Origin of the sequence: Leptospira mayottensis 200901116, from assembly GCF_000306675.2 — a bacterium.
Lineage (GTDB): Bacteria > Spirochaetota > Leptospiria > Leptospirales > Leptospiraceae > Leptospira > Leptospira mayottensis.
On record NZ_CP024871.1, the window covers coordinates 3041228 to 3055000 of the forward strand.

Annotated in this window: 8 protein-coding genes and 2 pseudogenes; 3 read left to right on the plus strand and 7 right to left on the minus strand. The window is 37.4% G+C overall.

What is annotated here, in order from left to right; genetic code table 11:
- Positions 1–4 precede the first annotated feature (4 nt).
- The 3 genes from LEP1GSC190_RS13855 to LEP1GSC190_RS13865 form a co-directional block, all read right to left on the minus strand.
- A protein-coding gene (locus tag LEP1GSC190_RS13855; RefSeq protein ID WP_100224663.1) for an IS5 family transposase occupies positions 5–810 on the minus strand; the annotation gives its coding sequence in 2 pieces (ribosomal slippage) (positions 5–471 and positions 471–810; 807 coding nt in all).
- Positions 807–1715 carry an ATP-dependent nuclease gene (locus LEP1GSC190_RS13860; protein WP_117344648.1) on the minus strand — a complete coding sequence of 303 codons (909 nt, stop codon included), beginning with the start codon at positions 1713–1715 and terminating at the stop codon, positions 807–809. Before LEP1GSC190_RS13860 ends, LEP1GSC190_RS13855 begins: the two co-directional genes overlap by 4 nt.
- On the minus strand, positions 1705–2934 hold the full coding sequence (locus LEP1GSC190_RS13865; protein WP_117344647.1) for an IS256 family transposase: 1230 nt from the start codon (positions 2932–2934) through the stop codon (positions 1705–1707). The genes LEP1GSC190_RS13860 and LEP1GSC190_RS13865 overlap by 11 nt, the downstream gene beginning before the upstream one ends.
- 253 nt (positions 2935–3187) lie before the next feature.
- Between LEP1GSC190_RS13865 and LEP1GSC190_RS13870 the strand changes: the two genes are divergently transcribed.
- Entirely contained in the window at positions 3188–4615 is a 1428-nt protein-coding gene (locus tag LEP1GSC190_RS13870; RefSeq protein WP_002746992.1) for an SBBP repeat beta-propeller lipoprotein, LipL53 family, read from the plus strand.
- 479 nt (positions 4616–5094) lie between these two features.
- Here the strand turns inward: LEP1GSC190_RS13870 and LEP1GSC190_RS13875 are convergent, their stop codons facing one another.
- The 3 genes and pseudogenes from LEP1GSC190_RS13875 to LEP1GSC190_RS13885 form a co-directional block, all read right to left on the minus strand.
- Positions 5095–6570, minus strand: a complete 1476-nt coding sequence (locus LEP1GSC190_RS13875; RefSeq protein ID WP_002746982.1) for a WGR domain-containing protein — start codon at positions 6568–6570, stop codon at positions 5095–5097.
- A gap of 64 nt (positions 6571–6634) precedes the next feature.
- Positions 6635–6836, minus strand: a pseudogene (locus tag LEP1GSC190_RS20395) (IS110 family transposase); the annotation flags it as partial.
- Positions 6837–7077: 241 nt separating this feature from the next.
- Positions 7078–7820 (minus strand): IS5 family transposase gene (locus tag LEP1GSC190_RS13885; RefSeq protein WP_237578353.1). Its coding sequence is split into 2 segments (ribosomal slippage): positions 7078–7529 and positions 7529–7820, totalling 744 coding nucleotides; the frame shifts between segments, so codons are not numbered across the junction.
- Positions 7821–9148: 1328 nt separating this feature from the next.
- Here LEP1GSC190_RS13885 and LEP1GSC190_RS13890 point away from each other — a divergent pair.
- Positions 9149–10234 carry an LIC10774 family surface protein gene (locus LEP1GSC190_RS13890; protein WP_117344646.1) on the plus strand — a complete coding sequence of 362 codons (1086 nt, stop codon included), beginning with the start codon at positions 9149–9151 and terminating at the stop codon, positions 10232–10234.
- Positions 10235–10951: 717 nt separating this feature from the next.
- Here LEP1GSC190_RS13890 and LEP1GSC190_RS13895 read toward each other — a convergent pair.
- Positions 10952–11368 (minus strand): annotated as a pseudogene (locus tag LEP1GSC190_RS13895) (O-methyltransferase); the annotation flags it as partial.
- A 281-nt stretch (positions 11369–11649) separates the two neighbouring features.
- Here LEP1GSC190_RS13895 and LEP1GSC190_RS13900 point away from each other — a divergent pair.
- On the plus strand, positions 11650–12720 hold the full coding sequence (locus LEP1GSC190_RS13900) for an LIC10774 family surface protein (protein ID WP_117344714.1): 1071 nt from the start codon (positions 11650–11652) through the stop codon (positions 12718–12720).
- Positions 12721–13773 lie beyond the last annotated feature (1053 nt).

Here is a 13773-nt window from a genome sequence, read left to right on the forward strand (position 1 = left end):
AAAACTACCTATCAAAAAAGTTAAAAGCAATGATAGAACTTGCGAGATAAAGAGATGCAAGATAATTTTCAGATTTTCTTTCCCAACGAATTAGGATAGCTCTGAATCGATTGTGCCAACTGTTAGTTCTTTCAACGACCCATCGTCTAGATTTTCCATTGTATTTACCGATGAGAGGCTTTTCACCTTTTTTCCGAATATGAGATTGAATGTTTCTTCTTTTGATTAAAACTTCTATATCTTGGAAGTCATAACCTTTATCTAAACAAAGATGTTTTGGCTTTTTTCTTCTTTTTCCGGAAAATATTAGGATTGAATTCAACGTATCTTTTACACCGTGTTTGTCATGAACGTTAGCTCCAGTCAACGTAATTGCCAAAGGAATTCCATTTCCATCCGTAAGGATATGCCGTTTAACCCCTAATTTGGCACGGTCTGTAGGATTTTTCCCGGTTAAACTCCCCCTTTGGGAGCTCTTGCGAAGCTACCATCAGATGCCATTCTTTTAGTTCTAATTTTAACAGTGCGCTCATAAAGTTTTAATGCTTCTTTTTCAATTTTATCAAAAACTCCGCTGGCTACCCATTCCTGAAATCTTCTATGTAACGTTGATTTTGAACCGAACATCGGAGGTATATATCTCCATTGAATTCCTGTTCTTACCCTGTAAAATATTGCGGCCATCGCCACTCTATCATCAAGCCGAGGACGACCTCCTTTCTTGGAGTTTGTTTTACGCTTTGGTAGCAAGGGATGAAGGCGTTTCCAAATCTCTTCAGGGATATCTAAATGACCTAAATCTGATTTCATATGTCATATCTATTTCCTGAGACTACAAGTACAAGGAGGTTTTGGGACAACCTCTTAATTACATCTTCAAAGGTATCTTCAACAACAAATATAGGGTTCCCATTGGAAGAATCCTTAATACGTGAGTTTGCATTATACGGATGAATAGGAGGTAGTGAGTTTAATTCAGGTTCTGTTAAATTTCTTGCATCTTTATCATGAATGATACGAAAAGGAACATTCAGAGCAACTAATATTCTGGCAATCGCTGGAATTGTCCATTTTCCTCCACAAGATACAATAGAGGTTCCTTGTATATTTTCCTCAGGGATATTAAAAACTTTATAAATATCATTGGAGTGTCTGAAAATTGCAACCTCAGTATCTCCCTCAACAAGAACCACCCTCTTAGCAAAAAAAGATTCAGTAACCGTAGGATGGAAATCAAGAGCCGCTCGCAAGGCAACTCTATCATCTCGAGACGAATCATTTATTTCGAACGGATCTGCCTTCGGTTGAGCAATAATTGGCGGAGTATTTTGATCATTCCTTCGAAACAAAATTAGAGAACGTGGATTATCAGCTACCTCAACAAGAAAAGGGGAATGAGTGGAAACAATTACTTGCCATTTCCCATTTTTTGTAATCTCCTGCAAAGATTTTTTGAGCCGACGGATAAGATGAGGATGTAAATATAATTCTGGCTCCTCAAAAAGCAATACTGCCGAACGCTGATGAACATTTTCCCCTCGAACAGCTACAGATTGTTGCTTTGATAATACTTCAATCAACGAAAAGACTAGTGCACGTTGAATTCCATGACCTTGGTAGGATATTTTAGTTTCAGTTCCATCGTTAATTCGAAGAAATGCGTTTGAACTGAGGGTGTCAGCGCTCCTGTGTAAATGACATATCTTAAAACGAATCGAACTTCAACCGATCGCCGAAAATAATCGAAAATTGATTCATTGCTTTTCCCCAATCTTGAATAGGCATGGTCCATTTTTTAGACATATTATTCAAAGCTAAATAAAGAAGCTTGATAGCCGCTTCATCGGTAGGAAACGAACCCCGATTCTTGATAATTTTTCTTAAACCCATATTCATAGATTCGATAGCGTTTGTGGTGTAAATCGCCTTACGAATATTAGGTGGATAAGCCAAAAAAGGAATCACCGATTCCCAATTGTTTCTCCAGGACTTGCTGATCATCGGATATTGACTGTCCCATTTGGTTGAAAAATCATCAAGGCTTTTCTTAGCAATCTCTGCCGACGGAGATTTGTAGATAGCCTTTAAATCAATCATCAACTCTTTCTTCTGTTTGTAAGAAACCCATTTCAAAGAATTCCTTACCATATGAACGATACAAAGTTGAACTTGTGCATTAGGAAAAACTGATATGATCGTATCCGGAAATCCTTTTAACCCGTCAACGCAGGCGATTAAGATATCTTCAACTCCGCGATTCTTTAAATCGGTTAAGATCTGAAGCCAGAACTTCGCTCCTTCGGTGCGCTCCACCCAAATCCCAAGTATCTCTTTTGTGCCCTGTAGATTGATTCCTAAAGCCAAATAGAAGGATTTGTTTTGAACGTGGTGGCCGTCTCTCACCTTTACGACTAACGCGTCCATGATGAGAATTGGATATACTTTATCCAAGGGGCGATTCTGCCACTCGATCACCGTTTCCAGTACCGAATCGGTGACTTCTGAGATCAGATCCGCTGAGACTTCCACTTGATAGATTTCTTGGAGATGTTGGGTAATTTCTCGTGTGGTCATTCCGCGTGAATACATCGAAATGATCTTATCGTCGAAGCCGGTAAAGCGTGTCTGACCTTTTTGTATGATCTGAGGTTCGAAACTGCCGTTTCTGTCTCGAGGTATTTCCAAATCGATTGTTTCAAAATCTCCTTTGAGCTTTTTGTTACTTTTTCCATTCCGAGAATTTCCTGTGTTATTTCCCAACGAGGAATTCTTCTCGTATCCAAGGTGATGCGTCATCTCACCTTGCATCGCTCGCTCTATCAGTGATTTCGTTAGTTGCTTTAAGAGGCCTTCATTTCCCAGTAGATCTTCAGGACTCTTATCTTTGATTAATTCATCGAGTAGCTCTTCAGCTCGATTTTTGGGGTTGCTCATATTGGGTTTATCCTTGTTACTTTTTGGTTATTCACAAGTCATTTACACAATCAAGCCGACACTCTCGTTTTTTCACGTTTTTGATCAGATACTAAATATGATGCATGTAGCAACGACTCTTATAGAAAACACTCATCTCCTATTCTTTTTCAAATAGGGTAAAATACCCTACTCCTTTCAGAGTTTCTCTTTAAAAAACTTTGGACTCTTTTTAGTCGAAGAATAGAAAGTATATTGAGTGTTCGGGAAAATTATGATACATCTTTTGATTCTTTTTTTTATATTCTTATTTCAAGCTTGTTCGCCTACGTCGGATGCAAAAACGAACAACTTATTTCTGATTCCTTTAGCTCAAGAGAATAACATCGGTTCTGTCGCTGTCCATGGAAATTTAGATTCCTTAGATGTGGAAGAAGTACCGTTGCGGGAAAATTCTGTCAGTCTTGAATGGGCTTTGTTATATGGTAAAGGTCCTAACAAAATAACCAGAGACTCTAAACTCGTAGTAGATGAAAAGGGTTTTGTTTATGTTGCAGCCGATATAGATAGCGATCCTTTTTATAACGAATTGACTAACAAGTCGATACGTGGAGGTAAAGATCTAATTCTTGCGAAATATGATTCCCAGAAAAACGTAATCTGGATGAGATCAATACCCGGGATCCTGGGCACAAAACTAAATGTTACTGGGATTGCGGTCGATTCCAAAGAAAACGCATATGTAACTGGTTCTATAATCGGTTCTCTTGAAAACATACCTGTCTTAGAAAACCAAGATATGTTGGTAATTAAGTTCGACTCCAATGGAATCATAAAGTGGATCAAACAAACAGGGGCCGGCGACGGAAAATATGAAGTCTCTCCCAAAAAGATCACCGTAGATACATTCGGAAATTCTTATATTGTCGGAACCTCAAACGGACCATTAGGAGAAAACGGATTTATCGTCAAACTTGATACCAACGGAAACCAAATTTGGATCGACCATCTTTCCATTCCAGGAGCAGATATTATTCCTGTCGGAGTTGCCTTTGACAAAGTTACGGGTAATATTTACATGAGTGGTTATGGACACAACGCAAACTTTGCGACCAATACAACTCCAGGTATCGGACAAAACGACCTTTTCATTCTTAAATACGATAGTAAAGGAAACCGACAATTTTTCGCCCAACTCGGTGCCCCTCTGAAATCAGTTTTTGGCAACGCCATTACTGTGGATCGGTTCGGAAACGTTCTTGTAGGAGGATACAGTAATGCAGATTTCGGTTTAAAACCTGACGAAACAAGTTATATTGGAACCATCGTAAAATACGATTCATCCGGCGTTCAACAATGGATCAGACAATTCGGCCAAAAGACGACTATAATAAACGAAATAACAACCGACAGGGCAGGAAACGTTTTCACAACTGGTCAAACCAATGAATTGATCAAATTCGCCAACATGCCTTCAGAAGGAAACCAAGACGTCTTTGTAACCAAACACAGTTCTTCTGGAGAAGTCCGACAATTATGGCAGTGGGGAACGATCCGAGAGACTATGGTAGGCTCAGGAATCGGAGTCGACTTTGACGGAAATCTTTATACTACCGGATGGGCGACCCGCAACATATTCAATGAAATTTTTGGAAATGAAATGATGGGAGCTATAGATATATTTCTGATTAAGTTCAGATGATTTCTTATCGGGTCGATGTTCCAAATATTCGTCGGTAATAAAACAAGATTTTAAACCACTCAAGAACGTTATTTGAAACACCTGGGTTGTGTCGATAAGAGTAAAAAAACGAAATTTCGGGAATAGGAATAAATTATTTCTATTCCCGAAATGACTTTTTCTAACAGTAGAAATCGTTCAGATAATTTTCTGAAAAGATGATGCTCCAATGAGGGGTATTTTTTCTTTTCAAAATCTTCGATGTGGTTTTTCAGAAATTCGTAGAACTTTTTGGAAATTTGAAATTCTTTCTGTTATAAATTTTTCATATTTTAACTTTTGTTGATCTTCTCCGTACGCAATTATCTAAAAATATTTTTACGTAACTTGACGGTATGTTCTCCATCCTTTCACGTCTGATCGTTCATATATATAGATCAAATAGATTTATAAAAGATATAATCTAACAAAAGTCACTAACGGATTTCATCACATTTCCATTAAACGTTCTTGTACTTAAGCTGATTTAAATCGCAGTCGTTTTCGTCCGCATCGCTTCGAACTCCCAGATAAGTAGGTTGATACAAAGAACCTCCTCTGTATGCGTACAAATAACGTACTTCTATAATGTCTTTTTCTTGCGGCAATTCGAAATTAACCGGTATAGTTACGTTTCCAACATTAATCCAAGATTTTCCGTCGTAAAGACGCATACTTACACTACGTTTTAGATTTACTGTTTCTACGCTTACCGTTGCAGTCTCGTAAAATTTAAATTTAATCTGAGCCCCTTTGCTCGCGGGTCTACCCGCTTTGTAAGGAGCATTCAAATCTTTGAATACGATTCCTTCTTTTTGATTTTCTCGTAATTTTTCGAGAAGTCCTTTTTTGTCTTTTGTAGAAACTACCAATTCGACGAGACGAAAAGTTTTGTCCCTATCCTTTAGGATGGACTTAAGTATCGCATAACGCTCTCGGTAGGACAGATGTTGAATATCTCTTCCGTCTTTCGAAAAAATATCGAAAGGATAGAATACATCTCCGATCGACTCTCCATCCAGAATAAAATCCTCCTGAAAACCGAGAGCATATTCGCATATGATTTGCGAAGTCGCAATAATTAAACCCTTGCGATTGATTCCTTCCACGTTGTCTCCAGTCTTTCGGATCATCATACGATTGCCGTCCAATTTTTCCTGAGCTCCATATTGATCGTTTTCAATATACACGGAAAGTTCTTCTTCCTCAATAGGATTGAGAAGTTGACAATGAACACCGCTTATTCGTTCTTCTTTGCTTGAATGAAGATAAGGAGTTCCGGATTCTCCTTCCGTATATCCTTTTGACATTTTGGAATTTACGAGTTGGTTCATAATTTTTTGAGCGGATTCGTAAGAAACCGGTTTTGAGGTTTTGGTTCCGGTTTGAAGAGTGCTCCCGCGTCTACCAAAAGCGAAAAGAACAACGTATCCATCCTCTTTTGGATCTATATTTACATGATAAACTTTGTCACTACCGTCGCCTTGATAATAAAGACTGATTCTATTTAACTCTTTCAAACTTTCTGATGGAAGAGTTTCTGAATCTTGTTTTGTAGTTTTTTGAGATGACTGTTTGACTTTATCCTTCGGTTGTTCTTCAATTTTTTGCGAATCAGATTTCGATTGCTTTTCAATTTTTGGAGTTACGGCTTTATCCACTTCCTTTTGGTTCTCTTTGTCCAATTTGGGCCTCTTATTATCAGTAGGAACCGAATTTTTGATTATATCATTTTTTTCTATATAACCCTTTTTTAATTTTCCAGAGAGAATCTTACGCGCTTCTCTTAGGCAGGTCTCCTCGGTTTCAAAAGCTTTGGTTTGAGATGTTCCGACAGCGCCTATTTTGCCATAGACAACGGTAAAGGAATTTCCTGAAATTTCTATGCTCCAAAATTTGTCCGACGTATCATCTTTATAAGTCAGGTAGTGTTTCATAAGATTTGTTTTAATTGTACTTTAATTTATTATTATATTTAAATTTTATAAAAATTCATCCAGTTCAGCGTTTTTTCGTTTTAAGGAGGTATTTTCCCTTTAGATATAGATTATGGAACTTCTTGTACAACCTGAGAGAAGCTTTTTCTGCTAAAGAGACAACTAACGCGGATTGTCCGGCTCTGCGTGCAGTTTCACTTCCAACTACTGGACGTTGTGCAAACTGCTTGTAACAAAATCCTTCGAAGCCTATAAGTTCCCATTTTTGTGGTAAATACAAATCTTACGTCTAACCACGCTTTTCAAGCCCAGAAGGTACGTCTTTTTGTCTGATATGGCGCCCCAATCGGAGCAGTAAATAATTTTTCGTATATTTCTCATTAAATAATTTAACTTATTAGAGAAAAACATTTACGACGATTGATTGGACTGATATTTCCGCAGATTTTATATACCACAGGATAATCTATAATACATCGGGAACTGTTCTTAGAGCCGGTCTCAAAACTACCTATCAAAAAAGTTAAAAGCAATGATAGAACTTGCGAGATAAAGAGATGCAAGATAATTTTCAGATTTTCTTTCCCAACGAATTAGGATAGCTCTGAATCGATTGTGCCAACTGTTAGTTCTTTCAACGACCCATCGTCTAGATTTTCCATTGTATTTACCGATGAGAGGCTTTTCACCTTTTTTCCGAATATGAGATTGAATGTTTCTTCTTTTGATTAAAACTTCTATATCTTGGAAGTCATAACCTTTATCTAAACAAAGATGTTTTGGCTTTTTTCTTCTTTTTCCGGAAAATATTAGGATTGAATTCAACGTATCTTTTACACCGTGTTTGTCATGAACGTTAGCTCCAGTCAACGTAATTGCCAAAGGAATTCCATTTCCATCCGTAAGGATATGCCGTTTAACCCCTAATTTGGCACGGTCTGTAGGATTTTTCCCGGTTAAACTCCCCCTTTGGGAGCCTTAACCATTGCCGAATCCATCGAAGCCCAGTCCCATGCTATCTGATTCTTTACATCATAATATTTTAAAATAGATTTATAGATCTTTTTGAATACTCCTGCCCGTTCCCATTCTTGAAATCTTCTGTGACAAGTTTGACCAGATCCAAACTCATTGGGAATTGCACGCCACTGACAGCCTGTTTTCATTCGATAGATGATACCTGCCATTACTATTCTTGAAGGAACACGATTGCGACCTCCTTGAAGATTGGGCTTTTCTTTAGGAATCAATGGTGCTATTTTTTCCCAAAGTGCATCGGGGATTTCTGAATAATATTTGTCCATTTCACATTTATATTTTTACACTTTCTCTGTACAACCAGTTTTGAGACCGGCTCTTAGTATAAAACAATTTAAGTAGAATAATTAAGGGACACGTTCTAAAACTAAATCTGCAAAGCGGAGATACTTCTACACTGAACCAACAAAAATTCCTCTTTACTGTGTCATTTCCTCTAACGAGTTCATATTGGACGAGTTTTTATTTCGCTTTAAAATTAATTTAAACCGCCAAGATACAAGACGGCGCCACGTTGTGAACAATACCTTCTATTCAGAGCTTGTCTTAAAAACCTTAAAAGAAATCAGTTACAATGATTCAGTTGCATCAGTTTTTGATTTTTTTCAGGGACCGATTGAATTAAATTCTTTCTAAAGAACGTCATTGACACAGTATTCCGATACCGCTACTTAAAAAGCCGTCATCTATCCAACAAAAAATAAATACCCGATCTGATCGCGCAAAAGTGACATGCCTAAAATATCTAATTTTTATTATATAATAAAAATTTTATATTACTATTATTTTTGTTTATTGAAACCAAGGGCAAAAATCATAAAGAAATTTTGTTCGTTACGACTTTTGATCATCGCAATTTTAAGTTGCGATCCGAATAAAAGCTGTTCCAAAACCTGAAAATAAATCACTTACAATTACTCAGTAAATTCGTAATAAAACGTAGAAGTTCCCACGATTACGTTTCTTTGGTAGTTTATGGGCTTTCGAATAAATTTTATTGTTATTATTACTCGGACGTATGAAAAGTATGCTATATGCTATAAGAAGTTTGTTTCAAAAGTTAGATGTTAGATCTTCTTCAAAAAAGCCAAACAATTCTGGATCGACGCAATTTTGTGAGGAACTTTTATATCTTTATAAGAATTGCACGTTAATTTTCGGTGCCGTCTCCATGCATCAAAGTAGTAAATTCTCGTTGGAGCTCCTACATTCTAAGGTTTTAAGACAAACTCTAAATTCAATCCATACGGAAGACGATAAAAGCTCCATTCTACTTTTAGGCGATACAGACATATTCAACCGTTGCATTTTCTAAGAAACTTGCAACAAGTTTCGAATCCAAATTAATCAGAAACTTCATTGTAGGATCGCCTAACACAATCATGTCGTTAGTAGCTATTCTTTTTTGAATTTTAATTTCGATTATTTTGTATTTATAACTGATATTATTTTTTTGAAATAAAAAAAGATACCACTACAAACTTGACAATTTTTCGATTTAATCTTAGAATTCCGAACTCTTGAAACAAGGAGAATTCAGATGAAACAAATTTTCAGTATTTTTTTCACAATATTGTTGTTAGTCGAATGTGCGGGAGAAAGCAATGATTCTTCCCAGTTGCTTTTGGGAATTATCAATCAACAACCGTTAACCTTGAATCACTCCGATCGGAAATCTTCGGAACTGGTGATCATTGATATACCCACACATTACGTGGATTCCATTTCCGGGAACGATTCCAACGCAGGTACAAAGTCCGCACCCTACCGTACTATCACAAAGGCAATTTTAGCCTCCAAGGCCGACGGTACAAAAGTGATTTATGCTGCGCCCGGAACTTACGACACGTCCATCGGAGAGACATTTCCCATTTATATTCCGGATGGGGTTAACTTATACGGAGACTATAACGGAAAGGGGTTGATTGGAGGCTCCTCTTCCTTTTATGCGGGGCCGCCGGGAACCACTCCTAAAACAGGGCCCACTTGGATCAACGGAGGAGGATTCGATATAAATAATACCGCTTGGAATGCCACTATCATCCCGAAAAACAATTCTCAAATTGCCGGATTTAAAATCACCAACCCGAACCCGAAGAGCCCGGAAGGTGATTCTACAAGAGGGATTTCCATGCAGAATTTCGTATCCATAAAAATTAAAAATAATACGATCACTGGGATGCCCTCGGGAGTCGGTATCCATTTCGAATTTACTACCGTAACGGATGTCGGTAGTAATACAATCTCCGGAAATCAACTCACTTATAATTATCATGGGATCATCGATCATAGCATTCGAGCTTCCTATGACAAAGTGGAGAACAATGTAATTTCTCGAAATTATATAGGTATACACACTACAAGGGGACTTGATTTGGGACAGGGACCGGCCGAAAGTGCGGGAAACAATACTATTTCCTGCAATTCATACGAGGACATATGGATACCAGGAAGTAGTAACGGTAACGATCCACAAGTTTTATTCGCAAGAAATAACTATTGGGATCATTTTCCGCCTACAATATCTTTTACCGGCCAAGAGCCCGGCTTGGACATAAGACACATTAGCAGTGCAACAGTGATTCGCTACGAGGGAGGAGGAGTGGCTCCAAACGCTTGTAACTAAAAAACGATCCTTCCCTCTTTTTCGATATAAAACGAGGGAAGGCACATCTTTAATTAAACATTCGGAAAAAAGTTATTCTTGAAATAGAAAAACTCCCGGCTTTTACCTATTCCATCTCCGCTTGAGTTTTACTACTCGAACGCGTAAAAAGAATACTATGACGAGCTTGTTTCAAAAGTTAGAATATTCGATCTTATTCAAAAAAAGCCAGTAATTCCTAATTCGACGCGATTTTATAAGAACTTTTGCATCTTTACAAAATCGCCCATTAATTCGGTACCATTTTTATGCTTTTGAATTTTAAAACAAAAACTCTTTTAAATTTCAAAAACGAAAATCTAATTGTAAACCCAAGCAAAGAATAAATCAAAATTTCATTTACGACCACGCGGTGATAGACATTTTAACGTGAATGATTTTCAAAATATACAGAAAAACAATACGATCAATTCTCTTGTTTTCGACTCTCGTATTTGTTTCACCTGTAGTTTCTCAGGAAAAGAAAAGGATACCCAAGCCGAAAAAAGACTATAAATTATCTTTCCTTAAAACACCGATTTCAATCATTCTAAAATATTTCTGAAGATATCTTCCACAAAAGTTACAAATCGGCAACACTCGTAATTTCTCTTTGATAAACGCAAGTTACACTTTCAATAAAACAATTTCATTCACGTTTATAAAAGCTGTCAACTATAGGCCCCTTAATCAATAAAGGCCCGGTTTCAGAAGTTGTAAAATCAAAGCATAATAATTCGGATAATTTTCCTTATCAGCATCTAAAAAAATCAAATCAATCGAGGAAGGCCCGAACGCAAAATCAGAAGCCCAAACCGGAGCGGATTTCGAATCCAAGAGTAGTTGCAAAGTCTCTAATGCAGATCCGATCTTCAAACGAATCTTAGATTCAAGATCGCTTTCCTTCCAGTATTTCCGAGCGATCCGAGTCCATTCTTCACTGATGTCACAACAAAGAATTTTTCCGTCCTCCGGCAAAGCGAAAGCAAAACAAAGAGAAGAATATCCAGTAAACGTTCCAATTTCTACAATTCTCCTCGCCCCACTGATTTGAGCGAGAAGCCTCAAAAACTGCCCTCTTATGGGCTTAATCTGTATATTGGCTTGAGCCCCCATGCCCGGGTTGATTTCACTCGCTACTTGGTAAACGAGTGCTCACGTTGCATTTTCTAAGAAACTTGCAACAAGTTTCGAATCCAAATTAATCAGAAACTTCATTGTAGGATCGCCTAACACAATCATGTCGTTAGTAGCTATTCTTTTTTGAATTTTAATTTCGATTATTTTGTATTTATAGCTGATGTTATTTTTTTGAAATAAAAAAAGATACCACTACAAACTTGACAATTTTCAACTTAATTTTAGAATTCCGAATTCTTGAAACAAGGAGAATTCAGATGAAACAAATTTTCAGTATTTTTTTCACAATATTGTTGTTAGTCGAATGTGCAGGAGAAAGTAACGATTCTTCCCAGTTACTTTTGGGAATTATCAATCAACAACAATCGTTAACTTTAGATCGGAAATCTTCGGAACTAGTGATCATTGATATACCCACGCATTACGTGGATTCCATTTCCGGGAACGATTCCAACGCAGGTACAAAGTCCGCACCCTACCGTACTATCACAAAGGCAATTTTAGCCTCCAAGGCCGACGGTACAAAAGTGATTTATGCTGCGCCCGGAACTTACGACACGTCCATCGGAGAGACATTTCCCATTTATATTCCGGATGGGGTTAACTTATACGGAGACTATGACGGAAAGGGGTTGATTGGAGGCTCTTCTTCCTTTTATGCGGGGCCGCCGGGAACCACTCCTAAAACAGGACCCACTTGGATCAACGGAGGAGGATTCGATATAAATAATACCGCTTGGAATGCCACTATCATCCCGAAAAACAATTCTCAAATTGCCGGATTTAAAATCATCAACCCGAACCCGATGAGCCCGGGAGGTTATTTTACAAGAGGGATTTCCATACAGAATTTCGTATCCATAAGAATTAGAAATAATACGATCACTGCGATGCCCTCGGGAGCCGGTATCTATATTGAATATTTTACCGTAACGGCTATCGGTAGTAATATAATCTCTGGAAATCAAATCACTTCCAACTATTGGGGAATTGAAGATGGCGGCATTCGAGCTTCCGAGGACAAAGTGGAGAACAATGTAATTTCTCAAAATTTCATAGGTATTTCCACTACGGATGGGCTTGATTTGGGACAGGGAGCGACCGGAAGCACGGGAAAAAATACTTTTTCCTGCAATACATACGAGGATGTGATGATAGTAGGAAGTGCTAACTTTCCACAAACTCAATATGCAATGAATAACTACTGGGATCACTTTGCGCCTACGATGTCTTCGACCCATATCGATGGTTTAGATATAAGAAACTATAACAATGCGACTCTCGTTTACTACGCGGGTGGAGGAGTGGCTCCAAACGCTTGTAACTAAAAAACGTTCCTTCCCTCCTTTCGATATAAAACGCGGGAAGGACATCTTCAATTAAACATTCGAAAAAAAGTTATTCTTGAAATAGAAAAACTCCCGGCTTTTACCTATTCCATCTCCGCTTGAATTCTACTACTCGGACGCGTAAAAAGAATACTATGACGAGCTTGTTTCAAAAGTTAGAATATTCGATCTTATTCAAAAAAAGCCAGTAATTCCTAATTCGACGCGATTTTATAAGAACTTTTGCATCTTTACAAAATCGCCCATTAATTCGGTACCATTTTTATGCTTTTGAATTTTAAAACAAAAACTCTTTTAAACTTCAGAAATGGAAATCTAATGAGTCGTCCCCCAAAAAAAAGTTTAAATGACATATAACGTAAATAAAATTCTATCCAAAGACAAATATTTAAAAACAAAAATCATCGGAAAGAATAAAAAATTTTTAGAAAACCCGTTGAAAATGAAATCAGAAAAAACTCAAAACACAAAAATCAAGACGAATTATTTCGAAACAGATTAGACCAAATGAAAAGATGCTGGGCCTTTTCTATCAAAGGAAGTTTACACGAATTTAGACCACAAAGGAAACAATCGCCATTCAGAGGATGTTTAAGTTCGTCTTTTCTCGTTTTAAAACGCAAGCTACAATTTCAATAAAACAATTTCATTCACGTTTATAAGAGCTGTCAACTATAGACCCCTTTTGGATTTTGAGGAAAATACTGTGTCCGTCGTAGTACGAGATAAATTAAATAGTAGCTTGAATATTTCGTTTTTCGGGATGGAAGTTGATCCATTTGAAAACCTAGTTTATACAACGGCTTTTATATAGGCTCCGAAAGACGGAATAACCAAATAATGCAGTATTTGGAATCCTGACTTTCCTCCCCGATCCCTTCAGCCATATATTTTTACTTACTTAAGATTTAGAGCTTGTCTTAAAAACCTCAGAAATAGAAACCTCGACGGAAACGTAACAGTTACAAAATATGCACGAAAGCTCGTAAACTACCAAAGGGACGCAATTTGTGGGAACTTCTATATTTTATT